Origin of the sequence: Streptomyces sp. NPDC000229 (genome assembly GCF_040300825.1) — a bacterium.
In the GTDB taxonomy this organism is placed as follows: Bacteria; Actinomycetota; Actinomycetes; order Streptomycetales; family Streptomycetaceae; genus Streptomyces.
In genome coordinates, this window is record NZ_JBEPEL010000003.1 from 23,445 (window position 1) to 47,874 (window position 24,430).

A 24,430-nucleotide genomic window follows, 5' to 3' on the forward strand; every position below is an offset into this window, starting at 1 on the left:
CTAGACGGCGATGGGCGTGGGGTCGGCGGGCGCCGGTCCCCGTCCGGTGATGGCGAGGAACGTGTCCCGCAGCGACGCGTCGGCCGATCCGGCGTACCGCTCCTTGAGCGCGGCCGGCGTGCCCTCGGCGACGACGGTGCCCTTGTCGACGACGACGAGCCGGTCCGACAGCTCGTCGGCCTCGTCGAGGTAGTGGGTGGTGAGGAAGACGGTCGTGCCGTAGGTGTCGCGCAGTCGCCGCACCAGCCGCCACAGGTCGGCGCGGCTGCCGGGGTCGAGGCCGGTGGTCGGCTCGTCCAGGAAGAGCACCTCGGGGCGGTGTGTGAGGCCCATCGCGATGTCCAGCCGCCGCCGCTGTCCCCCGGAGAGCGCCGCGCAGGGGCGGTCCAGCAGCTCGGTCAGGTCCAGTTCGCGTGCCAGCTCGTCCGCGCGGCTGGTCGCCTCGGCCTTGGAGAGGCGGTAGAGCCTGCCCTGGGTGACCAGCTCCTCGCGTACGGAGACGCCGGGATCGACGCCGCCGGACTGGGCGACGTACCCGATCCTCCGCCGTACGCCGACGGGGTCGGCGACCAGGTCGCAGCCGGCGACCGTGGCGGCGCCGCCGGTCGGCGGGAGGAGCGTGGTGAGCATGCGCAGCGTGGTGGTCTTCCCGGCCCCGTTGGGTCCGAGGAAGCCGAGGATCTCGCCGGGCGACACGGTCAGGTCGATGCCGCGGACGGCTTCGACGGGGCCGTTACGGGTGCGGAAGGTATGGGCCAGTCCGGCCGTACTGATGATGGGCATGACCCCAGAAAAACAGAGTCGCTTAAAATTTGCAACGGTCCCAAGTTTTCAGTGGGTCCAGGAAAGCTAGGATGGGAGCATGGCGACGACCGAGGGACTGAGAGAGCGCAAGAAGCGGCAGACCAGGCAGCACATCTCCGACGTGGCCACGGGCCTGTTCCTGGAGCGCGGCTTCGACGCCGTGACCATCGCCGAGATCGCCAAGGCCGCCGACGTCTCCGTCAACACCGTCTACAACTACTTCCCCGCCAAGGAGGACCTCTTCCTCGACCGGGGTGAGGACGTCATCGACCGGCTCTCCCGCTACGTTCGCGGCCGCCGCCCCGGCGAATCCGCCGCCGACGCCGTCCTGCGCGAACTGCGCGCCGCCGTCGTCGGCCAGTCGCCCACCATCGGCCTCTTCGCCGGCTGGGCCGACTTCATGCGCGTCATCACCGAGGCCCCCGCCCTGCGCTCCCGCCTCTGGGCCATCCAGCAGGAAGCGCTCGCCGACCTGACCGCCACCCTCGCCGAGGAGACGGCCGCCGCGGACGACGACCCCATGCCCACCCTCGTCGCCGGACAGCTCTCCTGGATCCACGGCACGCTCCTGGCCTGGATCGGCACCGAGATGGTCAAGCGGCGCGACATCGGCGAGGTCGCCCGCGAAGCTCTCGGCCTCCTCGACGAGATGGAGGAACTGATGGGGCGCAAGGTGCTGGAGTACGCGGTACGGCCGCCCGAGTGACCCGGCTCACGGCCTCCTGACGGTGGCTCGGGCTCACGCGGCCACCCGTATCGGTGTGATGTCCGTCATCTGAGACGTGACGCGCATCTCTTCGGCGCCACACGGCCCCGCGCGCCCGCTAACCTCCGCGAAGAGCCGATACGTAAACGGGTGTTAAGGGGAAGATCGTGGCCAGGAAGCTCGCCGTCATCGGGGCCGGACTCATGGGATCCGGAATCGCGCAGGTCTCGGCCCAGGCGGGCTGGGAGGTCGTGCTGCGCGACGTCACCGACGCGGCCCTGACCCGTGGCACCGACGGCATCAAGGCCTCGTACGACAAGTTCGTCACCAAGGGCAAGCTCGAAGCCGCCGACGCCGAGGCGGCCCTGGCCCGCATCACCACGACCACCGACCTGGACGCGGCCGCCGACGCCGACATCGTCGTCGAGGCCGTCTTCGAGAAGCTCGAGGTCAAGCACGAGATCTTCCGGACGCTCGACAAGATCGTCCGCGACGACGCCGTCCTCGCCTCCAACACCTCCGCCATCCCGATCACCAAGATCGCGGCCGTGACGGAGCGCCCGGAGCGCGTCGTCGGCACCCACTTCTTCTCGCCCGTCCCGATGATGCAGCTGTGCGAACTGGTCCGCGGCTACAAGACGAGCGACGAAACCCTCGCCGCCGCGCGCGAGTTCGCCGAGTCCGTCGGCAAGACCTGCATCGTCGTCAACCGCGACGTCGCCGGGTTTGTGACGACCCGTCTCATCTCCGCCCTCGTCGTCGAAGCGGCGAAGCTGTACGAATCGGGCGTCGCCTCCGCCGAGGACATCGACGTCGCCTGCAAGCTGGGCTTCGGCCACGCGATGGGCCCGCTGGCGACCGCCGACCTGACGGGCGTCGACATCCTCCTCCACGCCACCAGCAACATCTACACCGAGTCCCAGGACGAGAAGTTCGCGCCGCCGGAGCTGATGCGCCGGATGGTGGACGCCGGTGACATCGGACGCAAGAGCGGGCAGGGCTTCTACAAGCACTGAGCCGTATCGCCCGTTTCACCATCACCCCTCGGGGTGAATTCGGTATCGGTTCGCTTACAAGGCGCAACTGGTCCGCCGGTCAGGCAGTCAGTTGTTGCATAGAAGTACGTGACGACGAAAGACGTGACGACGACGCACTCTCGGGGAGCGCATATGCACATCAGGGGCGACCACGCCGAGCTGGTCGTCGGGGGCCGCCTCGACGTCCGCAGCGCGGCGGACGCCCGTACGGTCCTGCACTCGGCCGTCGACGACGGAGCCGGCGACCTGGTGCTCGACCTGACCGGCCTCGACTCCTGGGACGCCACGGGCCTCGGAGTCATCATGGGCGCCCACCGGCGAGCGGGCCGCTGCGGCCGCCGGCTGGTGCTGCGGGGCGTACCGCCCCAGATGCAGCGCCTGCTGGTGGCCACCCGGCTGCACCGCATCCTCGCCATCGAGGGCGGCATCGCCGCCGAAACGTTGCCCCGGGTGTAACGGTACGGGCCTGGTAAACCGCACCAGGCACCCAATCCTCACAAGACCGTGACGTCTTGGGCGCCGTGCCACCCCGGCTCTTCATTCATACTGAGCGACGGTCTAGGGTTCGGTCGCCTGCCCATTGACGTACCCACCCGGCGGGCACCGGACCAGAAGCGACAGCGGGCGTGCAGAAAGGCCGGGAGGGGCTTCGGCGCACCACGCTTTTGGGGGCTTTCACCATGGACCCGATCAACCGGGCAGCGGAAGACTTCGGCCACGACGACCGCGACGGCGACGGCCGCCCGCGCAGCACGCGCGACGACGGCTCCTCACCCGCCTTCGGGCAGGGCGGCGCACCGCCGGGCCCTGCCCGGACCGCCCAACTCGTCTCGGGCGACCTCCTGCTCACCATCAACCCGATAGACGGCAGCGAGATCGAACCGTGCCCGCCCGGGCGCCGGCCCGAGCCGCCCGGCCGCAACACCCCCGAGGAGCGCGCCGACCTCGCCCGCACGGCCGGCCCGCCCGTACCGCCCGGTCCCGCCGCCCCGCCGCTGCCGCTCCTGGAGCGCCAGGAGAAGCGCGAACGGCTGGTCCGGCTGCTGTCCCGCGGCCGCTCCGTACGGCTCACCGGACCGGCGGGCTCCGGACGCACCGCGCTGCTCGACGCCGTCGCGTCCGACTGCGCGGACCTCGCGCCCGACGGTGTCGTGCGGCTCTCCGGCCACCACCGCACGCCCACCGAGCTGCTGTACGAACTGTTCGCCACCGTCCACCACTCGCCGGCCCACCGCCCCGACCGCGCCGGGCTGCTGGCCGCCGTCCACGGCATCGGCGCGGTTGTGGTCCTGGACGACCTGGAGTTCGGCGGTGCCGCGCTGGACGAGTTCCTCGACGCCACCCCCGAATGCGCGTTCCTGCTCGCCGCCACGCCCGACGTCGCCGCACCGTCCGCCGACTCCCACCTCGAAGAGGTGTTCCTTTCCGGGCTGGACCGCAGTTCCGCGCTGGAGCTGCTGGAGCGCGGCGTCGACCGGCCGCTCACCGACGACGAGGCCAACTGGGCCGGCGACCTCTGGTTCGAGTCCGAGGGCCTGCCCCTGCGGTTCGTCCAGGCCGGCGCCCTGCTGCGGCAGCGCGACGAGCTGCGTGCCGGCCCCACCGACGACGACGAGGACAACGTCTTCGCCGACGGCCGCGAGGCACCCCTGCCCTCCCTCGGCGACGGCGCGGCGCCCGCACCGCTGCTCGCCTCCCGGCTCTCGGAGTCCGCCCGCGAGACGCTGCGCTTCGCCGTCGCGCTCGGCGGGGAGGTGCCGCACCAGGCGCACCTGCCGGCGCTCGTCAACGACACCCACGCGGACTCCGCCCTCGGTGAGCTGCTGCGCTGCGGACTGCTCACCCCGGTGGGCACCCGCTACCGGCTCGCCGCCGGGGTCATGGCGCAACTCGTCGCCGAGGGATACGACGAGGGCGCCGCCGACCGCGCCCTCACCGCCGCCCAGCACTACGCCTGGTGGGTCGGCCACCCGTCGGTCAGCCCGGAGCGGGCGGTCACCGAGGCGGACGCCGTACTGGCCGCGATGACGGCGCTGGTGAAGGCCGCCGCGGACACCGGTACGGGTGCGCCCGGCGCCTCGGGCACCTCGGGAACCCCGGCCGTCTTCGGTGGCTCGGGGACCTCGGCGGCCGCCGATTCCTCCTCCGACGAGGAAGAGGAGGGGTATGCCGACGTGGCGGTCGTCCTGGCCCGCAGTGCGGCGCCCGCGTTCGCGGCCGGGCTGCACTGGGGTGCCTGGGAGCGGGCGTTGCGGACCGGCGCCGAGGCGGCGCGGCACGCGGGGGAGGTGGCCGAGGAGGCCTACTTCCACCACGAGTTGGGTGTGCTCGCGCTGTGCGCCGGGAACCTGGACCGGGCCCGCGCCGAGCTGGAGGCGTCCATCGCCATGCGTGGCGCCCTCGCCGACAAGCGCGGCACGGTGGCCGGCCGGCGCGCCCTGGCCCTGGTCGCGGACCGCGAGCGCGGGCCGCTGCTCGGTGGCCGGACGGCGGCGGGCGAGGAGGTGCCCGCGGCGCGGTACGAGGAGTCGGCGTCCCCGACCGGGGGCGTCCCGGCCGTCGCCGGCGTCCCGGCGGCCGCGGGCGTCCCGCAGCCGGCGGGGACGGCTGCCCGGCCGGGCCCCGGCGGCAAGACGGAGACGCTCATCACCCGTCAGGAACCGCCCGCCCCGGCGGCCGGACCGACGGCTCGGCGCACCATCCTGAACGGCGCCCGGCGCAACCTGGTCGCGGCGGGGGCGGGCGCCGTCCTCGCGGCCGTCCTGGGCACCGTGGTGACCCTGGGCGCGACCTCGGGCGGCGGCGAGGACGGCAAGGGCGGCTCCGGCCGGGTCACTTCGGACCAGTCGGCCAACGAGGACCGCGGCGACGGGGGCCTCGACGCGGACGAGCCCGCGCAGGGCTCCACGCGTGACCCCGGTGACGGCGGTGGCACGGGCGGGTCGGACTCCGGCTCCGGTACGTCCGGCGCCCCGGGTTCCTCGGCCGGCCCCGGCGAGACCGGCACCGCCGGTGCCCCGACCACCCCGTCGGGAACCCCGTCCGACACGACGGGCGGCACGACCACGGGCGGCAGCAGCTCCCCGACGACCGGCGGCAGTTCCACCACGACCGGTGGGACTTCCTCCCCGACGACCGGTGGCAGCAGCTCGCCGACGACCGGCGGCAGCTCCTCGCCCACCACGGGCGGCACCAGCTCGCCCACGACCGGGGGCAGTTCCTCCCCGACCACGGGGGGAACGGACACGACCGGGGGAACGGACACCACCGGCGGGACGGACACCACCGGTGGTACCGACACGACCGGGGGCACCGACACCACGGGCGGCACCACCACCGGGGGGACGGACACCACCGGGGGGACGGACACCACGGGTGGTGCCGGCGGCGGCACCAGCAGCGGCGGCACAGAGACCACCGGCGGGGCCGGCGGCGCCACCCAGAGCGCGCCCGCCACGAGCGGTGGTCCCACGCCGTCCGGCACGGCGGCCTGAAACGTGCCGACGGCCCCGGGGCGGCGACGCCCCGGGGCCGTACACGCGTGAACAGGGCTCAGAACAGCCGCAGCTTGTCGTCCTGGATGCCGCGCAGCGCGTCGTAGTCCAGCACCACGCACCCGATCCCGCGGTCGGTCGCGAGCACCCGTGCCTGGGGCTTGATCTCCTGGGCCGCGAAGATGCCCTTCACCGGCGCCAGGTGAGGGTCGCGGTTCAGCAGTTCCAGATAGCGGGTGAGCTGCTCCACGCCGTCGATCTCGCCACGCCGCTTGATCTCCACGGCCACGGTCGCGCCGTCCGAGTCGCGGCACAGGATGTCGACCGGCCCGATGGCGGTCGGGTATTCGCGGCGGATCAGGGTGTACCCGTCGCCCAGTGTCTCGATCCGGTCGGCGAGCAGCTCCTGGAGGTGTGCTTCCACGCCGTCCTTGATGAGGCCGGGGTCGACACCGAGCTCGTGCGACGAGTCATGGAGGATTTCCTCCATCGTGATGATCAGTTTCTCGCCCGCTTTGTTCACGACCGTCCAAACACGGTCATCACCCTCTTTGAGGGTGCACGGCGGCGACATCCAATTGAGCGGTTTGTACGCCCGGTCGTCGGCGTGGATGGAGACGCTGCCGTCTGCCTTGACCAGGATCAGACGGGGTGCGGAGGGCAGGTGGGCGGTGAGCCGGCCCGCGTAGTCCACGGAGCAGCGGGCGATGACGAGACGCATGGTCGGCAACGCTACAAGACACACGCTCTTCCGCGCGATTCGGTCCTAAACTCCCCTTCTCCCATGGCCGGTTGTGCACCCAATCTCCTGGTGCGGTCCGGACAGCGCGCTTACCGTGGAAGCGGGAGGTTGTCGCTCGTGCACGCAGCGTGTCGTGCGGGGGGCGTCCTCCTTGCCTGCCCGTAAGACCCCGGTGACCGGGGTCGCGAGAGGAGAACCCATGTCGCTCGACGTCTCACCGGCGCTGTTGGAACAGGCCGAGCGAGGCGAGGTCGACGAAGCCGACTTCGTCGACTGCGTCCGGACCTCCCTGCCCTACGCGTGGGAGATGATCAGCTCTCTGGTGGCCCAGCTGAAGGTGGACGGCGGTGCGTTCGCCGACAACCAGACGCCGCCGCCGGACGAGCAGGCGCGCGGTCAGCTGCTGCGCGCACTGGCGAGTGATGCGATCCGGGGTGCGCTCCAGCGGCACTTCGGCGTGCGTCTGGCGTTCCAGAACTGCCACCGCGTCGCGGTGTTCCCGCTGGACTCCTCGGTCGACGAGCGGCTCGCCCGCTTCACCTCCGTACGAGCCCAGCTGCTGAACCAGTCGCCGACCCTGCGCGACTGCTGACGCCCTGTGCTGCCGCTCCGCATCGCGGGAGGTGCGACAGGTGCAGGGGCGGCAGCCTGGTGGGCGTCATTCGAGCCGGGGCGCCACCTCCGCTCCCAGCCGCCGTACGTTCTCCTCCGTGGCCGCGACGTCGCCGGAGCCCTCGACGAGCAGCGCGAAGCGCGTGATGCCCGTCCGCTCCGAGGTCGCCGCCAGCCGGTCCGCCGCCACTCGGGGCGTCCCCACCGGATGCAGCCGGCACAGCAGCTCGGTGTAGGCGACGGGGTCGCGCATCGCGCGGTGCCTGCCGTCCACGGTGACATGGGCGTCCAGCCCCTGTTTGAGCCAGCCGGGCATCGCCTTGACCAGCGTCTCCACCGCGTCCGCCGTGCGGTCCGCGATCTGCGCCACCCCCGCCGACACATGGCCGCCCGCCGCCCGGGCGACCACGTCCGGGGTGTGGCCGGCGGCCAGCGCCTCGCGCCGCCACAGGGCGGCCATGTCGGCCTTCTCGTCGTCCCCGGAGTGCATCCCGAGCAGCATCGGCAGGCACCGCTCGGCGGCGAGCTTCACGCTCCGGGGCGAGGTGCAGGCGACGATCGTCTCCGGTACGGGATCCCCGTCGATCAGCTCCTGCGGCCTCGGTACGACGGCGACCTCGCGGAACCGGTGGCGCGGCCCGTCCGCCGAGACACGCGGCCGGCGCAGCCAGCGCAGCAGCAGGTCCAGCGACTCGGGGAAGCCCGCCTCGTACGCCGCGAGGCCCGCGCCGAACACCTCCAGATCCACCCACGGCCCGCCCCGGCCCACCCCCAGCGTGAACCGCCCGCCGGAGGTGATGTGCAGCAGCGCCGTCTGCTCGGCGAGCGCCACGGGGTGGGCCGTCGGCAGCACGCTCACGGCCGTCCCGACCCGGATGCGACGCGTCCGGCCGAGCAGCAGCGCGGCGAGCGTCACGGCCGAGGGGCACACGCCGTACGGTACGAAGTGGTGCTCGGCCAGCCATACCGAGTCCAGTCCGGCCTCCTCGGCCACCTCCGCCGACCGCACCGCGCGGTGCAGTGCCTCCCCCTGCCCCTGGCCGGGAAACTGGGCCGCCAGTACAAAAGTTCCCACACGCATCGCCTTATGCCTCCTTGACCGGCCGACGCGGCTCCCCTCACTGGCAACAACGTCTGGCAGGTGCCAAAGGCAACGGTCCCAGGGCAGGTTGTTGCGATTTTCCGGTAACTCGAACCGAGCTGTGCGAGTACCCACAGTCGCGACCCTTAGGCTGGACGGGCAAAAGTCCGCGCCCGCCACAGTGAGGTGTTCCGTGTCCCCGCGCCGCAACCGCCCCCGTGGCGGCGAGAAGCCGAACGTGAACAGCGGCGAGTCGGGCGACAGGTACGGGGGGTTCCAGCGCACCGAGTCCTGGCAGGACGAGGAGTGGTCGGTCCGGCATGTGGGGGGCGCACCCGCCGCCGGAAAACGGTACCGCTGCCCGGGCTGCGACCAGGAGATCCCGGCGAGCGTGCCGCACGTGGTGGCCTGGCCCGAGTACGGCGGCGTGGAGGACCGGCGGCACTGGCACAAGGCTTGCTGGAACGCGAAGGACCGCCGCACCACGAGGGTGCAGCGGTCCCGTAACGCACCCCGCCACTGAGGCGGGGCGGCCGCATCAGACGTCGCGCTTCTCCGTCGCGAGGAACGCTCCGGCCAGCGCGACGGCGGTCACGCCGCACAGGATCCACAGCGGCATCCAGCCGTGCGGTCCCCCCGCGATCAGGCCCTCGTCGCTGTAGAAGGCGATCAGCAGGCTCGGGATCGAGTACTGGAACAGGAACTCCTGGACCTTCGGCATCGCGTCCATGAACATGGCGGCCACCAGCGGCAGCAGCATGACACCGATCATGATGGTGATCGCACCGGCCGAGTGCCGGACCAGTCCGCCGACGGCGAGCGCCAGCAACCCGAGGACCGCCGTGAACAGGCCCGCGCCGACCGTCGCGCGAAGCCACTGCTCCCCGGTGGCGGTGCCGGAATCGATCATGGTGGCCTGCATGGCTGCGACCAGGGCGGCGGTGATCGCCGTGACGACGAGGGTGAGCAGGAAGAAGACGATGGCCTTGGCCGCCAGCACGCGGCTGCGGCTGGGGCACGCGGTCAGCGTGGTACGGATCATGCCGGTGCCGTACTCGGAGGAGATGGTCAGCACGCCGAGGGTGACCACGCAGATGCTGCCGAGGAGCACACCGTTGAAGCCCAGGCTGAGGACGGACTCCCCGCTCATGTCCGTGTCGGTCGCGTTGATCGCCACGATGCTGAGCAGCCCGACGCCGACCATGAGCAGGATCATGACGCCGAGCGTCCACATCGTGGAACGCACGGAACGGATCTTGGTCCACTCGGAGGCGAGCGCGTCCCCGAGGTGAGCGCGGCGCACCGGGATGGGCGAGGTGTACTGCTGCTGGTAGGGGGCGGTGGTCATCGGGCGTCCTCGCTCTTGCTCAGGTCTGCGGGGGCGGGCGCGGGGGCCGGAGCGGTGGGGGGCACGGCCGGGGCGGCGCCGGGCGCGGGGTGCTGTCCGTCCGCGTACGGGTTCTGTCCGGGCGGCGGCGGGGCGTACCAGCCCTGCTGCGGCACCTCGGGGACGACCGGCTGCTGCGGCGGCGCGTAGCCCATCGGATCCGGCTGCTGCATCAGCCCGGCGCGCTGGTCGGTCGTCGAGCGGTAGTCCACGGCGCCCTGGGTCAGGCGCATGTACGCCTCCTCCAGCGAGGCCTGGTGCGGCGACAGTTCCCACAGGCGTACGTCGGCGTCGTGCGCCAGGTCGCTGATGCGCGGCAGCGGCAGCCCGGTCACCCGCAGGGCGCCGTCCGGCTCCGACAGGACCTGCCCGCCGGCCTCGGCGAGCACGCCCATCAGCTTCTCCCGCTGCGCCGGCTCGGTCTGCGGCGTACGCACCCGGGCGAAGTCCGCGGAGTTGGCCGAGATGAAGTCCTTGACGCTCATGTCGGCGAGCAGCTGACCGCGGCCGATGACGATCAGGTGCTCGGCGGTCAGGGCCATCTCGCTCATGAGGTGTGAAGAGACGAAGACGGTCCGGCCCTCGGCGGCGAGCGCCTTCATCAGGTTGCGCACCCAGAGGATGCCCTCGGGGTCCAGGCCGTTGACCGGCTCGTCGAACAGCAGTACCTGCGGGTCGCCGAGCAGTGCGGCCGCGATACCGAGCCGCTGCCCCATGCCGAGCGAGAACCCGTTGGACCGCTTGCGCGCCACGGCCTGCAGGCCGACGACTCCGAGCACCTCGTCCACCCGGCGCGCCGGGATGCCGGCGAGCTGGGCCAGCGACAGCAGGTGGTTGCGCGCGCTGCGCCCGCCGTGCACGGCCTTGGCGTCGAGCAGGGCCCCCACCTGCCGCGGCGCGTTCGGCAGCTGCCGGAAGGGGTGGCCGCCGATCGTCACATGGCCCGACGTCGGCTGGTCCAGCCCGAGGATCATGCGCATCGTCGTCGACTTGCCGGAGCCGTTCGGTCCCAGGAAGCCGGTCACGGTCCCTGGCCTCACCTGGAAGGAAAGGTTGTACACGGCCGTCTTGGCGCCATAGCGCTTCGTCAGGCCGACTGCCTCGATCATTCTCCAGCCCCATCGACAGGTCGTACGTCGTCGGGCCTGCGGCACGATCACGCAGGGCCCCCGTAAGAGGTAAGAGGGTATCCGCCCCTTGACGGTTCCACCTATGCCGTCAAAGGTGGCCCGTGCTGCCGGGTCAGTAACCGGCAGTGCGGTCGAAGCTGGTGATGTTGAGCTTCACGTCCTCCGCGTTCCTGAGGGTCGTGAGACTCTCTCCCGTCGCGGTCTGGCCGGGCTGTACGTCCGTCACGAACTCCGTGCTGTTCGCCACGCGGGTGCCGTCGGCCCTGACCGCCTCCCGGCTCCATGTGCAGTCGGACTTCTCGCTGCTGCTGTTCTTGATCGTCCACTCGACCCAGACGGCCGAGAAGCCGGCCTGTGACCGGTCGTCGAGCTGGAAGCGGACGAGGTCGGCGCGTTCGCTCCCGGCCTTCGGCTGCGGCTTCGTCTCCGGCTGCCGAGGCAAGGGAGCCGCCCCGTACGGCCGGAGGACGTGCTAGGCGTCCCGCCGCTTCAGCACCACGTACCCGCCGACGAGGGCCGCCGCCACCCACAGCGCCATGATTCCCATGCCGCCCCAGGGGCTGTACGGCGCCGGATCGCTGCCGAGGGCGCCCGGGACCACTTGCATGATCGTGGACCCCGCCTGGTCCGGGAAGTACTCGGCTACCTCCTTCGCCTCCGGCACGGCCGAGAGGATCTGGGAGATGAGGAAGAAGAACGGCACCAGGATGCCCAGTGACAGCACCGTCGAGCGCAGCATCGCGGCCACGCCCATGGAGAACACGGCCATCAGGCCCATGTAGAGGCCGCCGCCGATCACCGCGCGCAGGACGTTCTCCTCGCCGATGCTCGTGCGGTGCTCGCCCAGCAGGGCCTGGCCGAGGAAGAAGGAGAGGAAGCTGGTCACCAGGCCGACGACCAGGGCCAGCACCCCGGCCACCGCGATCTTGCTGAAGAGGAAGGCCGCCCGCTGCGGTACGGCGGCCAGCGACGTACGGATCATGCCGGTGCTGTACTCCGTGCCGACCACCAGCACGCCGAACACCACCATCGCCAGCTGGCCCAGCAGCATGCCGGAGAAGCTGACCACGGTCGCGTCGAAGGTGGCCTGCTCGACGGCGGGCATCTCGTCGAACGTCTCGCGCACCAGGGCGGACAGAGCCGCGCCCATCGCGACGGTGACGACCAGCGCGCTGGCCAGTGTCCAGACCGTCGAGGAGACCGTACGGATCTTGGTCCACTCCGACCGGAGGACCGCGGGTGCCGACGCCATCGTCAGACCTCCTTCGACCACTGCGGCCCGGCGGCCGGGTGTGCGTGGTACTCGACCGCCGCCGCCGTCATCTGCATGAACGCCTCTTCGAGGGAGGCCCGCTGGGCGCTCAGCTCGTGCAGCGTGATCCCGTGGCGGGACGCCAGCTCACCGACCTGTTCGGTCGTCGCGCCGTCGACCTCCAGAGTGCCGTCGACGGCCTCGACCGCCGTGAGGCCTGCGTCGTGGAGCGCGTCACGCACCTGTTCCCGCTGCGGGGAGCGCAGCCGTACATAACTGCGCGAGTTCTGGTGGATGAAATCCGCCATCGACGTGTCCGCGAGAAGCCTCCCCTGCCCGATCACGATCAAGTGGTCGGCGGTCAGGGCCATTTCGCTCATCAGGTGACTGGAAACGAAGATCGTCCGCCCTTCGGCGGCCAGCGTCTTCATCAGATTGCGGATCCAGTGAATTCCCTCGGGGTCCAGACCATTGACGGGTTCGTCGAACATCAGGATTTGCGGATCACCCAGGAGGGCGGCGGCGATTCCCAGTCGCTGCCCCATACCCATCGAAAAACCTTTCGGTTTCTTCTTGGCCACGGCCGCGAGCCCCACAAGCTCCAGCACCTCGGAGACCCGTCGCTCCGGAATGCGGTTCGACTGCGCCAGGCAGAGCAGGTTGTGGTACGCCGTGCGCCCGCCGTGCAGCCCCCGCGCCTCCAGCAGCGCGCCGATGTACTTCAGTGGCTCGTCGAGCTCCCGGTAGTGCCTGCCGTCGATACGGACCGTCCCGCTGGTCGGATGGTCCAGGCCGAGCGCCATCCGCATCGTGGTCGACTTGCCCGCACCGTTCGGACCGAGAAAACCCGTCACCACACCAGGGCGCACCTGGAAGGAGAGATGGTCGACCGCCGTCTTCTTACCGAAACGTTTCGTTAGACCCTCGAGCTCGATCACCCGTCCACGCTACGGGTGCGCGAAGCCCCCCGCCACCGGAATGACACGGCCCTCTTCCGCCGCGGAGGGGAGACCCGAAGGGCCCCGCCGGGCCCGCGCGCGCACGGCCGTCGGGCGTGCACGCGTGGGCTCCACGGGGCCCTCGGTGGCTCGGGGGGACCCGATGGGGCCCCGTGTCCGTGCCGACTAGCGGGTCTGCTGCGCCGGGACGCCGCGCGAGGCCGGCTCGTCGTCCGCCGGGGAACCGGCCGCGGCCACGGCCGCACCGGTCAGCGTGGCCAGCATCTCGCGGACGTTGGTCAGCTGGGCGTTGATCGAGTCGCGACGGTTCGTCAGCGCCGCCAGCTCGCGCTCCGATTCGCTGCGGATACGATCCGCCTTGGCGTTCGCGTCCGCCACGATGTCCTCGGCCTGGCGCTGCGCCGTCTCCACCGTCTGACGGGCCCGGCGCTCCGCGTCCGTACGCAGCTTCTCGGCCTCCAGGCGCAGCTGCTCCGCCCGGTGCTCGATCTCGGCGAGACGCTTCTCCGCCTTCGCCTGGCGCGACGCCAGGTCCCGCTCCGACTGCTCACGCCGCTTGGCGAGGTTCGTCTCGAAGTCGGCGGCGGCCTGTGCCGCCTTCGCCCGGGTCTCCTCGAAGAGCGCGTCCGCCTCCTCCCGCTTGGACTGCGCGTCCTTCTGCGCCTCGGCGCGCAGCGAGTTGGCCTCGCCCTGGGCCTTCTCGACGATCCGGACGCCCTCGTCCTCGGCCTTCGCCTTGCGCTCCGCCGCGAACGACTCCGCGTCGTTGCGCACCTGCTGCGCGGCCGACTCGGCGAGCTCACGGTGCTGTTCGGCGGCGCGACGGGCCTCCTCGCGCAGGTCCTTCGCCTCCTCCTCGGCGAGGCGGAGGATCTTCTCGACGCGGGCACCGAGACCGGCGTACGACGGCTCGGCGTCGCTGACCTGGGCCTGGGCGTTCTGCGTCTCGAGGTGGAGCTCCTCGATGCGCTTTTCCAGAGAGGTGATTCGGGCCAGAGCACTGTCTCGGTCGGCGACGAGTTTGGTAATGCGGTCATCCACCTGACCGCGGTCGTAACCACGCCGCACGAGCTCGAAGCCGAAGGGGGAGGAAGTGTCGCTCATGGGGTTCCTGTCGAATGAGACCGGTGAGGTGTTAGGGGGAATCCTAGGGGGCCACCCGGCGTGTCTTCGAGCGGATGCCCGTTCAAACTGGAGAATGTCCAGCCTTTTGAGTGGCTTACTCGTCGGTTGACTTGCCACTGGAACGGGTAACCCCTGCCGCCGCGGTGGCCTTGACCCCGCCCTCCTTCGTACCCCCCGCGGGAGCTTCGAAAGATTCCAACGCCTCCAGCACATCCTGAACACGGGAGATTTCGGCCTGAATGTCCTCTCGGCGGCGCACCAGCACCTCCAGCTCGCGCTTCCCGTCGGAGATCATCTTCTCGGCCTCGCGCTCCGCGTCCGCCTTGATCTTCTCCGCCTCGCGCGTGAGCGTGGCCTTCTTCTGCTCGGCCTCCTTGAGCAGCCCCTCCGCCTTCTTCACCGCCGAGATCCGGACCTTGCTCGCCTCCGAATTGGCCTCGGACAGCAGTTCCTTCGCCTTCGCCTCCGCCTCGGCGCGCTGCTCGGTCGCGGCCTTCACCAGCTTGTCGACCCGCTCGCCCGCCGTCTTCATCTGCTCGGCGCTCTCCCGGCGGGCCCGCTCGTGCAGCTCCTCGATCTCCGCCTCCGTACGCCGGCGGAGCTCCTCCGTCCGCTCCCTTATGGCCGTCGCGTCACCACGCGCCCCGACCAGCAGCTCATCGGCGTCCGTACGGGCCTTCTCCACCAGCGAGTTGCCCTCGACCGTCGCCTCGGAGACGATCCGCTCCGCCTCCTTGCGGGCCGCGCCCACCATCGTGTCGGCCTGCGACTCCGCCTCCGCGGTGGCCCGCAGCGCCTCCTCCTGCGCCTTCGCGATGAGCTGGTCGGCCTGCTCGGCCGCGTCCGCCCGCCGCTTGGCCGCGGCCTCGCGCGCCTCGTCGACCAGCCGGTCGGCCTCGGCCCGCGCCTCGGCACGCACCTGCTCGGCCGCCGCCTCCGTCTCGGTGCGCAGCCGCTCCGCCTCGGCGCGGATCCGCTCGGCGGCCTGCTGCGCGGAGCCGACCGTCTCGGCCGCCTCGGCCCGCAGCCGCTCCGCCTCACCGGTCGCCTCGGCCACCAGCCGCTCAGCCTCCGCCGCGGCCTCGGTACGCAGCCGCTCGGCCTCCGCCGTCGCCTCCGCGACCAGGCGCTCCACCCGCTCCGCGGTCTCCGCGCCGATCCGCTCGGCCTCGCCCGTCGCCTCGCCGATCAGCTGGTCCGCCTGCGCCGCCGCGTCCGCCCGCCGCTTGTCGGCGGCCTTCCGCGCCTCGTCCAGGACCTGCTCGCCGTCCGCGCGGGCGGCCGCCCGCAACGCCTCGGCCTGGGCCTCGCCGTCCGCCTTGACCTGCTCGGCCTCCCCGCGCAGCCGCGCCGCGTCCCGCTCCGCCGTGGCCAGCAGCTCGGCCGCCTCGGCCGTCATCCGCTCGGCCTCGCTCGTCGCCTCGCCGACCAGCCGGTCCGCCTGCGCCGCCGCCTCCGATCGGATGCGGTTGGCGTCCTCCCGCGCCTCCGCACGGGTACGCGACGCGTCCTGCTCCGCCGCGGCGAGCGAGTCCGACGCCTCCGTCCGCATCCGCTGCGCGTACTCGGCCGTGTCGGACTTCAGCCGCTCCGACTCCGTGATCGCGTCCGCCATCGTGCGCTCCGCGAGCGCCTTGGCGGCTTCCGTCTCCTCCTGGGCCCGCTGCCGCAGCCGGCCCGCGTCCTCCGCGGCCCGCTCCCGCTCCGCGTACGCGTCGGAACGGACCCGGTCCGCCTCGTCCTGCGCCTCGCTCCGCGTCCGCTCCGCCGCGTGCTCGGCCGCCGACCGCAGCCCGGCGATCTCCTCCTCGGCCTGCTCGTGCAGCCCCGCGACCGCGTCCCGCACCTGCTGCGCGGTCTGCTCGGCGGCCGACACCATCTCGGTCGCCCGCCGGTCCGCCTCCTCGACCAGCCGCTGCGCCTCGGTCTGGGCCTCCTCGACACGCTTGCGCGCCGACGCCAGCAGCTCCTCGCTCTGCTCGCGCGCCCGCTCCCGCTCCTGGTCCGCCTCGCCGCGGGCGGCGCCCAGCGTCTCCTCGGCCTCGCGGCGGCGCCGGTTCGCCTCCTCCCGCGCGGCGGCCAGCTCCTCGGCGGCCTCCGCCGTGACGCGCTCGGCGGCTGCCGCCGCCTCCGCGCGCATCCGGTCGGCCGACTCCTGCGCCTCCGACTTGAGGCGCTCCGCCTCGGCGGCCGCCTCCGACCGCAGCCGTACCGCCGCGTTCTCCGCCTCCGCACGGGCGCTCGACGCGTCCTGCGCCGCCTCCGTGCGCAGCCGCTCCGCCTCCTGCTCGGCCTGCGCCTGGAGCGTACGGATCCGCTCGGCGGCCTCGGTGCGCTGCCGCTCGGTCTCCTCGGCGGCCTCGCGCCGGATCCGCTCGCCCTCGGCCCGCGCGTCGGTGAGCGCCTGCTCGGCGGCCGTGAGGCGGCTCTGCGCCTCCGAGTGCAGCCGTGTGAGCTCCTCGGCGGCCTCCGCCTGCCGGGCCGCGATGCCCCGCTCGGTCTCCTCGCGCAGTGCGGCGGCGGCCTGTTCGGCCGCGGCCCGCACCGACTCGGCCTGCTCCTCGGCCTCGGTACGGAGCTGCTCGGCCTCGGCCCGGGTGCGCTCCAGCGCCTCCTCGGCCTGCTTGCGCAGAGACGTCGCCCGCTCGATCGCCTCGGTGCGGACCCGCTCGCTCTCGGCCGTCGCGGCCGTCCGCAGCTCGTCCGCGTCCGCCTTCGCCTTGGTCAGCAGCTCCTCGGCGGTCTTCGCCGCCTCCTCGATCTGCTGGACCGCCTCGCGCCGCGCCTCGCCACGGATCCGCTCGCCCTCGGCGATCGCCTCCGACCGCAGTTGCTCGGCCTCGCCGCGCAGCCGGCGCGCCTCCTCCTGGAGCTCGACCGTCTTGGCGCGGTACTCCTTGGTGTCGTCCTTCGCGGCGCCCTTGAGCTGCTCGGCCGTGTCGTGCGCCTCGGCCCGCAGCCGGTCCGCCTCGGCCTCCGCCTCGCGGCGGATCCGCTCGGCCTCCTCGGACGCCTTGCGGGTGGTCTCCTGCGCGTCCTCGGACGCCTTGGACAGGACCTCCTCGGCGGTACGGGCCGCCTTGGCGAGCTGCGCCGCCGAGTCCTCCGCCGCCGCGGTACGGGCCTTCTCGCTGGCCTCCGCGACCAGCTTCTCCGCCGCCGCGCGGGCGTCGGCCAGCGCCTGCTCCGCCTCCGCCTTGAGGGCTTCGGACTCCTTCGTCGCCTCCGCCACCAGCCGGGCGATCTCCGCCTTGGCCGTACGGGTGCGCTGCTCCGTCTCCGACTCCGCGGTCGACAGCCGCTTGGTCGCCGCCTCCCGGGCCTCCGCGACGACCTTGTCGGCCTCCGCGCGGGCCTCGCGCAGCCGCTCCTCCGCCTCGGCCATCCGCTGCTCGGCCGCCCGGCTCAGCTCCGCCGCCTGCTGGCGCGCCTGGTCCGACTCGGCGGTCGTCGCGCTGCGCAGCTGCTCGGCGTGGCTGGTGGCTTCCTGCGCCTGGGTGGACGCGGCGTTCAGCAGCCGCTCGGCGTCCTTGCGGGCGCGCAGCAGGATCGCCTCGGCCTCCGCGCGGGCCGTCTCCGTCTCGGCGCTGAGCCGCCGGCGGGCCTCCTCGGCGAGCCGGGTGGCCTCCGCGCGGGCCGCGGCGAGCGCCTGCTCGGCCTCGGCGCGGGACTCCTCCATCAGACGGCGGGCCTGCGCCTCGGTGCGGGCCCGCAGCTGCTCCGCCCACGCCACGTTCTCGTTGACGTGCGCCTCGACCGTCTGGCGGCGCTCGGACAGCTCCTGGTCCAGCCGCTGGCGGCGCTGCACCGCCTCGGCGTGCAACTCCGCCTGGAGGCGCGCCTGGTGCTCGGCGTGCTCCTGCAGTATCCGCTGTGTCTGGGCCCGCGCCTCGCGCAGCTCGCGCTCGGCGTCCGAGCGCAACTGGTCGGCCTGGATCTGCGCGTTCCGCAGCAACTGCTCGGCCTGATAGCCGATGTCGGCGTTGTCGTACGCCGGCCGGGACGCGATCGTGCGGCGCGCCTCGTGGAGCTTGGCGCGCAACACCTCGACCTGGTAACCGAGGTCCTCGGCGTGCTGGACGGCCTTCTCCCGCTCGGTCTTCAGCCGGTCCATCTCGGCTTCGAACCGCGAAAGGTGGTCGTCAGCCCGGTGGCTCTCCTGGCGTTCGTAGCCCCGCACTGCGCGGTCCCATCCGTCCCCTGGTCGCAACTCTCTTGGTACGAGCACCGTTCGCCGGCGAACGGCCCCCCGGGGAATGGTGTCAGATCGAATGGCTCGACCACGACGCCGCGGCACGGCCCCGATCCGGCCCCGGCCCGGAGCCGCCCACTCTACCGGGCCAGGAATCCGGAGGTCAGTGCTCCATGGAGGACGCCTCGGAGGACGGCTTGGCCGATGTGACCAGTTCGGTCAGGACTCCGTGGCAGTCCTTGGGGTGCAGGAACGTGATACGGGATCCCATGGACCCGATACGGGGCTCGTCGTACAGAACCCGCACACCCTTTTCACGGATCGAGGCGGCGTCCCCGTCGACGTCCGCCGTGCCGAAGGCGATGTGGTGGACGCCCTCGCCGTTCTTGGCGAGCCATTTGCCCACGGCGGAGTCCTCCCGGGTCGGCTCCAGGAGCTGGAGGTAGGAGGCGCCGCCGTCGGAGGTCTCGTTGATCTTGAGCATGGCCTCACGGACCCCCTGCTCCTCGTTGACCTCGGTGTGGAACACCTCGAAGCCGTACGTGGCACGGTAGAACTCAACGGTCTTGTCGAGGTCGAAACAGGCGATCCCGATGTGGTCGATTCGCGTCAGCATGGGACCAGTGCAGCGCGGTGGAGGTGGTTACGCAACGTGCGCGCCGTCACACTGGCTGCCCGGTGACCAGGACACGTACCGCTCAGTACATTGGCGGTAAACCCTCGTTCACTCTCCACATCCAAGGGGCCGTGCCTCATGTCTGGAACGACCGGTACCACCTCAGTCATCGTCGCGGGCGCACGCACGCCCATGGGCCGTCTGCTCGGCTCGCTGAAGACCTTCTCGGGCGCCGATCTCGGCGGCTTCGCCATCAAGGCCGCCCTCGACCGGGCCGGCATCGGCGGCGACCAGGTGCAGTACGTGATCATGGGCCAGGTGCTGCAGGCCGGGGCGGGGCAGATCCCGGCGCGGCAGGCGGCCGTCAAGGCCGGCATCCCCATGAACGTGCCCGCGCTCACCATCAACAAGGTGTGTCTCTCTGGTCTCGACGCCATCGCCCTCGCGGACCAGCTGATCCGCGCCGGCGAGTTCGACGTCGTCGTCGCCGGCGGCCAGGAGTCCATGACCAACGCGCCGCACCTGCTGCCCAAGTCCCGCGAGGGCTACAAGTACGGCGCGATCGAGATGATCGACGCCATGGCGTACGACGGCCTCACCGACTCCTTCGAGAACATCGCCATGGGCGAGTCCACGGAGAAGCACAACACGCGGCTCGGCATCGCCCGCGAGGCGCAGGACGAGATCGCCGCCCTCTCCCACCAGCGGGCCGCCGCCGCGCAGAAGAACGGGCTCTTCGAGGCCGAGATCACGCCCGTGGAGATCCCGCAGCGCAAGGGCGAGCCCGTCGTCTTCAGCAAGGACGAGGGCATCCGCCCCGAGACGACCGTGGAGTCGCTGGGCAAGCTGCGCCCGGCCTTCGCCAAGGACGGCACGATCACGGCCGGTACGTCGTCGCAGATCTCCGACGGCGCGGCTGCCGTGGTCGTGATGAGCAAGGCCAGGGCCGAGGAGCTCGGCCTGGACTGGATCGCCGAGATCGGCGCCCACGGGAACGTGGCCGGACCGGACAATTCGCTCCAGTCGCAGCCCTCGAACGCGATTCGGCACGCGCTGAAGAAGGACGGGCTGGAGGTCTCGGATCTTGATTTGATCGAGATCAACGAGGCGTTCGCCGCGGTTGCCGTGCAGTCAATGAAGGACCTGGGGGTAACCCCCGAAAAGGTGAACGTCAACGGCGGCGCGATCGCGCTCGGGCACCCGATCGGCATGTCCGGCGCCCGTGTCGTCCTCCACCTGGCGCTGGAGCTCAAGCGGCGCGGCGGCGGGGTCGGTGCGGCGGCGCTGTGCGGTGGCGGTGGTCAGGGCGACGCGCTGATCCTCCGTGTTCCGGGCAACGGCAAGTAATCCTCGCTGCGAGTAAGGAGCGGTGTAAGTCATGGTGGACGTCCCCGAACTGGTGGCCCAGGCACGGGAGGGCCGGCCGCGGGCCGTGGCCCGGCTGATCTCGCTCGTGGAGGGGGCGTCCCCGCAGCTCCGTGAGGTGATGGCGGCGCTGGCACCGCTGGCCGGTGGTGCGTACGTGGTGGGCCTCACCGGCTCGCCCGGTGTCGGCAAGTCGACCTCGACGTCGGCGCTGGTCACCGCGTACCGGAAGGCCGGGAAGCGTGTGGGTGTGCTGGCCGTGGACCCGTCCTCGCCGTTCAGCGGTGGCGCCCTGCTCGGTGACCGGGTCCGGATGTCCGAGCACGCGTCGGACCCGGGGGTCTACATCCGCTCGATGGCCACGCGCGGGCACCTGGGCGGGCTCGCGTGGGCCGCGCCGCAGGCGATCCGGGTGCTGGACGCCGCCGGCTGCGACGTGGTGCTCGTCGAGACCGTGGGCGTCGGCCAGTCCGAGGTGGAGATCGCCTCCCAGGCCGATACGTCGGTGGTGCTGCTCGCCCCGGGGATGGGCGACGGGATCCAGGCCGCGAAGGCGGGCATCCTGGAGATCGGCGACGTGTACGTCGTCAACAAGGCCGACCGGGACGGGGCCGACGCGACCGCCCGGGAGCTGAACCACATGCTGGGGCTCGGCGAGTCGCGCGGACCCGGCGACTGGCGGCCGCCCATCGTCAAGACGGTGGCGGCGCGGGGTGAGGGCGTCGACGAGGTCGTCGAGGCGCTGGAGAAGCACCGGGCGTGGATGGAGGAACGGGGCGTCCTCGCGGAACGCCGCCGCGCGCGGGCCGCGCACGAGGTCGAGACCATTGCCGTCACGGCTCTCCGGGAGCGGATCGGTGACCTGCACGGCGACCGGCGCCTGGACGCGCTCGCGGAGCGCATCGTCGCGGGCGAGACGGACCCGTACGCGGCGGCGGACGAGCTGGTGGCGGGGCTGACGGGACGGTAGGCCGCCGCGGGGCGGGTGCCTTCCCCGCCGGGGTGCGGCCCGGCGGGGTGCCGTCCCGTTGTGGGCGGGTGCGGCCCGGCGGGGTGGCGTCCCGTTGTGGGCGGGTGCGGCCCGGCGGGGTGGCCCCGCCCTCTGCCGTTGTGGGCGGTCGCCCGGTGGTACGGGGTCGCCTTCGCGTTTTTGGCGGTCGCCCGTGGGGCGGGGTCGCCTTCGCGTTCTTGGCGGTCGCCCGGGGGGCGGCGCCGCCGCGTTGTGGGCAGTCGTCCCCCGGGGCGGTGCGCTTGCTCGGTCGCCCGCGGGGCGGTGCCGTTTCCGGTGCGCTCGGGCGCGGGGCCAGGCGGCCACCCCCGGTGCGTGGGGGCGGGGCCCCTCCGGGCTCACCTCCTCGAGGCCGGCGGCCTTGGGTGCGGGCAAGGGAGCCCGTCCTTTGCCGCCGGCCTCTGCGGGGGCGACCCTGCACGGCCCCGCCCGTGCCGGATGCCGACTGCGGGCCTCAGTCGTCGGAGTCGTCCTGGTCGGTGTCCTTGTCCTGGGTGGCCTTCGCCGTCGTCGCGTCGACGGTCCAGTCCTGGGCCTTGCCGTCCTTGGTGACGAGTTCGACGTCCCAGGTCTTGTTGCTGTCGTCGTCCAGCTCCAGGGACACCACCGTGCCGTGGCCGGCGACGGCCTTGAGGGCTTCGTCGGCCGTGACCTTGACGCCCTGGACGGCGCGCTGGGCCTCCTCGTCCGTCGAGGAGGCGAACGCGACTGCCGTGCCGCCCGTCAGCAGGGCCGCCGCGGTGACCGTGGCGATGATCAGGTTGCGCTTCATGGATGGCCTCCGGAATGTCGGTGCGTTCTCGGTACGGGAAACACCCTGCCGTCGGCTCGCTGAACGCAGCCTGAAGGTGGCTGAAGGGTTCTTCAGGTTCCGTTTGGGACCCTGAACGCATGCGCCTGTTGATCGTGGAGGACGAGAAGCGGCTGGCCCTGTCGCTGGCGGCCGGGCTGCGGGCCGAGGGGTTCGCCGTGGACGTGGTGCACGACGGGGTGGAGGGCCTGCACCGGGCCGGGACCGGTACGTACGACCTGGTCGTGCTGGACATCATGCTGCCCGGCATGAACGGCTACCGCGTGTGCGGGGCGCTGAGGGCCGCCGGGAACGACGTACCGATCCTGATGCTCACCGCCAAGGACGGCGAGTACGACGAGGCGGAGGGCCTCGACACGGGTGCCGACGACTACCTGACCAAGCCGTTCTCGTACGTGGTCCTGGTCGCGAGGGTGAAGGCGCTGCTGCGGCGGCGCGGGGGCAGCCCGTCGCCGGTGCTGACGGTGGGGGCGCTCCGTGTGGACACGGCGGGGCGGCGGGTGTCGGTGGAGGACGCGGAAGTCGCGCTGACCGCGAAGGAGTTCGCCGTGCTGGAGCAGCTGGCCACCCGGGCGGGGGAGGTGGTGTCGAAGGCGGAGATCCTGGAGCACGTCTGGGACTTCGCGTACGAGGGCGACCCGAACATCGTCGAGGTGTATGTGAGCGCGTTGCGGCGGAAGCTCGGCGCCGGGGTCATCACGACCGTGCGGGGCGCCGGGTATCGGCTGGAGGAGCGGTGAGGTCGGTACGCGCACGGACCGCGGCGGGGGCGACGCTGGTGGTCGCGCTGGCTCTCGTGGTCGCGGGGGTCGCTCTGCTGTGGGTGCTGCGGGGCAACCTCGTGGACCAGGCGGAGCTCCAGGCGGAGGTGTCCGCGCGGTCGGTGGCCTCGCAGATCGCCAACGGCACGCCGTTCGCCCGGCTGGATCTGCCCGACGACACCGAGGAGCACCCGGTGCAGGTCGTCGACGAGGAGGGGCGGGTGGTGGCTGTCGGGGAGGACATCGAGGCCATCGGGGGGACGGGGAGTCCCGGTACGAAGGCCGTCCCCGGGGGAGGGGAGGGGGAGGCCGGGGAGGTCTCGGAGGAGGTCGCGCACTCGACCGGTGAGGTCACCGTGGACGGGGGGACCGCCACGTACCGCTTCGCCGCCGTCAAGGTCTCCGGGCCGCAGGGCGAGGCCACCGTGTACGCGGGCGCGCCGCTGGCCACCGAGGCGGCCACGGTCGCGGGCGTACGGGACGCGATGCTCGCCGCGCTGCCGTTGCTGCTGCTCGTGGTGGGCGGCGTGACGTGGCTGGTGACCCGGCGGGCGCTGAAGCCCGTCGAGGGCATCCGGCGGGAGATGGCGGCGATCACGGCGTCGGAGGACCTGTCACGGCGCGTTCCGGAGCCGTCGACGCGGGACGAGGTGGCCCGGCTGGCGCGGACGACGAACGAGACGCTGGCCGCGCTGGAGGCGAGCGTGGAGCGGCAGCGGCGGTTCGTCGCGGACGCGTCGCACGAGCTGCGCAGCCCCATCGCGAGTCTGCGCACCCAGCTGGAGGTGGGGGCCGCGCACCCGGAGCTGCTGGACGTCCCGGGGGCGGTCGCCGACACCGTGCGGCTGCAGCAGCTCGCCGCCGACCTGCTGCTGCTGGCCCGGCTGGACGCGGGTGAGCGGCCCGGGGCCGGGCGGGTCGACCTCGCCGCCCTGGTGCGGGAGGAGGTTGCCCAGCGGGTGGGGGACCGGGTGCCGGTGCGGGTCGCGGCGGCGGAGGCGCAGGCCCGCGGGTCGCGCGGGCAACTGGCGCGCGTGCTCGGCAACCTCCTCGACAATGCCCAGCGGCACGCGGAGACGGCTGTGACCGTGACGGTGCGCCGCGAGGGCCGGCACGTCGTGCTCACCGTCGCGGACGACGGGGCAGGCGTGCCGGAGCCCGAGCGGGAGCGCGTCTTCGAACGGTTCGTACGCCTCGACGACGCCCGCAGTCGCGACGAGGGTGGTGCGGGGCTGGGTCTGGCCATCGCCCGTGACGTCGCCGTCCGGCACGGCGGCACGCTCACGGTGGGGCGTGCCCCGGAAGGTGGTGCGCTGTTCGTCCTGCGGCTGCCGGCGGGCTGAGGTC

At 72.4% G+C, this 24,430-nt stretch carries 22 protein-coding genes; 10 read left to right on the forward strand and 12 right to left on the reverse strand.

Annotated features, from left to right (window positions below; all coding sequences use genetic code 11):
* Entirely contained in the window at positions 1 to 783 is a 783-nt protein-coding gene (locus ABT360_RS02715) for an ABC transporter ATP-binding protein (protein ID WP_351809582.1), read from the reverse strand.
* Positions 784 to 862: 79 nt separating this feature from the next.
* Between ABT360_RS02715 and ABT360_RS02720 the strand changes: the two genes are divergently transcribed.
* The 4 genes from ABT360_RS02720 (at position 863) to ABT360_RS02735 (ending at position 6,041) form a co-directional block, all read left to right on the forward strand.
* Positions 863 to 1,510: a TetR/AcrR family transcriptional regulator gene (locus ABT360_RS02720; protein ID WP_351809585.1), complete on the forward strand. Its 648-nt coding sequence runs from the start codon at positions 863 to 865 to the stop codon at positions 1,508 to 1,510.
* 167 nt (positions 1,511 to 1,677) lie between these two features.
* Positions 1,678 to 2,526, forward strand: coding sequence for a 3-hydroxyacyl-CoA dehydrogenase family protein (locus ABT360_RS02725; RefSeq protein ID WP_351809588.1), 849 nt, complete (start codon positions 1,678 to 1,680; stop codon positions 2,524 to 2,526).
* Between the two features lie 153 nt (positions 2,527 to 2,679).
* Entirely contained in the window at positions 2,680 to 3,003 is a 324-nt protein-coding gene (locus ABT360_RS02730; protein WP_031073773.1) for an STAS domain-containing protein, read from the forward strand.
* 224 nt (positions 3,004 to 3,227) lie between these two features.
* A complete protein-coding gene (locus ABT360_RS02735) occupies positions 3,228 to 6,041 on the forward strand; it encodes an ATP-binding protein (protein WP_351809591.1) in 2,814 nt (937 codons plus the stop codon).
* Between the two features lie 58 nt (positions 6,042 to 6,099).
* On the opposite strand, the gene nucS is transcribed toward ABT360_RS02735, so the two are convergent.
* Positions 6,100 to 6,762: an endonuclease NucS gene (gene nucS, locus ABT360_RS02740; protein WP_351809594.1), complete on the reverse strand. Its 663-nt coding sequence runs from the start codon at positions 6,760 to 6,762 to the stop codon at positions 6,100 to 6,102.
* Positions 6,763 to 6,982: 220 nt separating this feature from the next.
* Between nucS and ABT360_RS02745 the strand changes: the two genes are divergently transcribed.
* Complete coding sequence (locus tag ABT360_RS02745; RefSeq protein ID WP_064071815.1) at positions 6,983 to 7,375, forward strand: SCO5389 family protein; 393 nt, start codon at positions 6,983 to 6,985, stop codon at positions 7,373 to 7,375.
* Between the two features lie 66 nt (positions 7,376 to 7,441).
* On the opposite strand, the gene ABT360_RS02750 is transcribed toward ABT360_RS02745, so the two are convergent.
* A complete protein-coding gene (locus ABT360_RS02750; RefSeq protein ID WP_351809597.1) occupies positions 7,442 to 8,476 on the reverse strand; it encodes an LLM class flavin-dependent oxidoreductase in 1,035 nt (344 codons plus the stop codon).
* Positions 8,477 to 8,669: 193 nt separating this feature from the next.
* Between ABT360_RS02750 and ABT360_RS02755 the strand changes: the two genes are divergently transcribed.
* Positions 8,670 to 8,999 (forward strand): ATP/GTP-binding protein, encoded by a 330-nt coding sequence (locus tag ABT360_RS02755; protein ID WP_351809600.1) that lies wholly within the window; start codon positions 8,670 to 8,672, stop codon positions 8,997 to 8,999.
* Positions 9,000 to 9,014: 15 nt separating this feature from the next.
* Here the strand turns inward: ABT360_RS02755 and ABT360_RS02760 are convergent, their stop codons facing one another.
* The 8 genes from ABT360_RS02760 to mce all read right to left on the reverse strand — a co-directional run bounded on the left by ABT360_RS02760 (position 9,015) and on the right by mce (position 19,137).
* The gene (locus tag ABT360_RS02760) at positions 9,015 to 9,824 is read right to left on the reverse strand and encodes an ABC transporter permease (RefSeq protein ID WP_351809603.1); all 810 of its coding nucleotides are present in this window, start codon (positions 9,822 to 9,824) and stop codon (positions 9,015 to 9,017) included.
* Positions 9,821 to 10,972 (reverse strand): ABC transporter ATP-binding protein, encoded by a 1,152-nt coding sequence (locus ABT360_RS02765; RefSeq protein ID WP_351809606.1) that lies wholly within the window; start codon positions 10,970 to 10,972, stop codon positions 9,821 to 9,823. The genes ABT360_RS02760 and ABT360_RS02765 overlap by 4 nt, the downstream gene beginning before the upstream one ends.
* A 133-nt stretch (positions 10,973 to 11,105) precedes the next feature.
* Positions 11,106 to 11,435, reverse strand: a complete 330-nt coding sequence (locus ABT360_RS02770; RefSeq protein WP_351809609.1) for a hypothetical protein — start codon at positions 11,433 to 11,435, stop codon at positions 11,106 to 11,108.
* Positions 11,436 to 11,465: 30 nt separating this feature from the next.
* Positions 11,466 to 12,245, reverse strand: a complete 780-nt coding sequence (locus tag ABT360_RS02775; protein WP_351809612.1) for an ABC transporter permease subunit — start codon at positions 12,243 to 12,245, stop codon at positions 11,466 to 11,468.
* A gap of 2 nt (positions 12,246 to 12,247) precedes the next feature.
* A complete protein-coding gene (locus tag ABT360_RS02780; RefSeq protein WP_351809615.1) occupies positions 12,248 to 13,183 on the reverse strand; it encodes an ABC transporter ATP-binding protein in 936 nt (311 codons plus the stop codon).
* 186 nt (positions 13,184 to 13,369) lie between these two features.
* Positions 13,370 to 14,308: a cellulose-binding protein gene (locus ABT360_RS02785; RefSeq protein ID WP_351809617.1), complete on the reverse strand. Its 939-nt coding sequence runs from the start codon at positions 14,306 to 14,308 to the stop codon at positions 13,370 to 13,372.
* A gap of 115 nt (positions 14,309 to 14,423) precedes the next feature.
* Positions 14,424 to 18,509 (reverse strand): polarized growth protein Scy, encoded by a 4,086-nt coding sequence (gene scy / locus ABT360_RS02790; protein ID WP_351809620.1) that lies wholly within the window; start codon positions 18,507 to 18,509, stop codon positions 14,424 to 14,426.
* A 175-nt stretch (positions 18,510 to 18,684) separates the two neighbouring features.
* Positions 18,685 to 19,137: a methylmalonyl-CoA epimerase gene (gene mce, locus ABT360_RS02795; protein ID WP_351809623.1), complete on the reverse strand. Its 453-nt coding sequence runs from the start codon at positions 19,135 to 19,137 to the stop codon at positions 18,685 to 18,687.
* 138 nt (positions 19,138 to 19,275) lie between these two features.
* Between mce and ABT360_RS02800 the strand changes: the two genes are divergently transcribed.
* Positions 19,276 to 20,484, forward strand: a complete 1,209-nt coding sequence (locus tag ABT360_RS02800) for an acetyl-CoA C-acetyltransferase (RefSeq protein WP_351809625.1) — start codon at positions 19,276 to 19,278, stop codon at positions 20,482 to 20,484.
* Positions 20,485 to 20,515: 31 nt separating this feature from the next.
* Complete coding sequence (meaB, locus tag ABT360_RS02805; protein WP_351809628.1) at positions 20,516 to 21,472, forward strand: methylmalonyl Co-A mutase-associated GTPase MeaB; 957 nt, start codon at positions 20,516 to 20,518, stop codon at positions 21,470 to 21,472.
* Positions 21,473 to 21,965: 493 nt separating this feature from the next.
* Here meaB and ABT360_RS02810 read toward each other — a convergent pair whose 3' ends face one another.
* Positions 21,966 to 22,283, reverse strand: coding sequence for a PepSY domain-containing protein (locus ABT360_RS02810; protein ID WP_351809631.1), 318 nt, complete (start codon positions 22,281 to 22,283; stop codon positions 21,966 to 21,968).
* 119 nt (positions 22,284 to 22,402) lie between these two features.
* On the opposite strand from ABT360_RS02810, the gene ABT360_RS02815 reads away from it, so the two are divergent.
* Together ABT360_RS02815 and ABT360_RS02820 are read left to right on the forward strand one after the other, a co-directional pair.
* Entirely contained in the window at positions 22,403 to 23,062 is a 660-nt protein-coding gene (locus ABT360_RS02815; protein ID WP_351809634.1) for a response regulator transcription factor, read from the forward strand.
* A complete protein-coding gene (locus ABT360_RS02820) occupies positions 23,059 to 24,426 on the forward strand; it encodes a sensor histidine kinase (RefSeq protein WP_351809637.1) in 1,368 nt (455 codons plus the stop codon). The genes ABT360_RS02815 and ABT360_RS02820 overlap by 4 nt, the downstream gene beginning before the upstream one ends.
* The last annotated feature ends 4 nt before the right edge of the window (positions 24,427 to 24,430 follow it).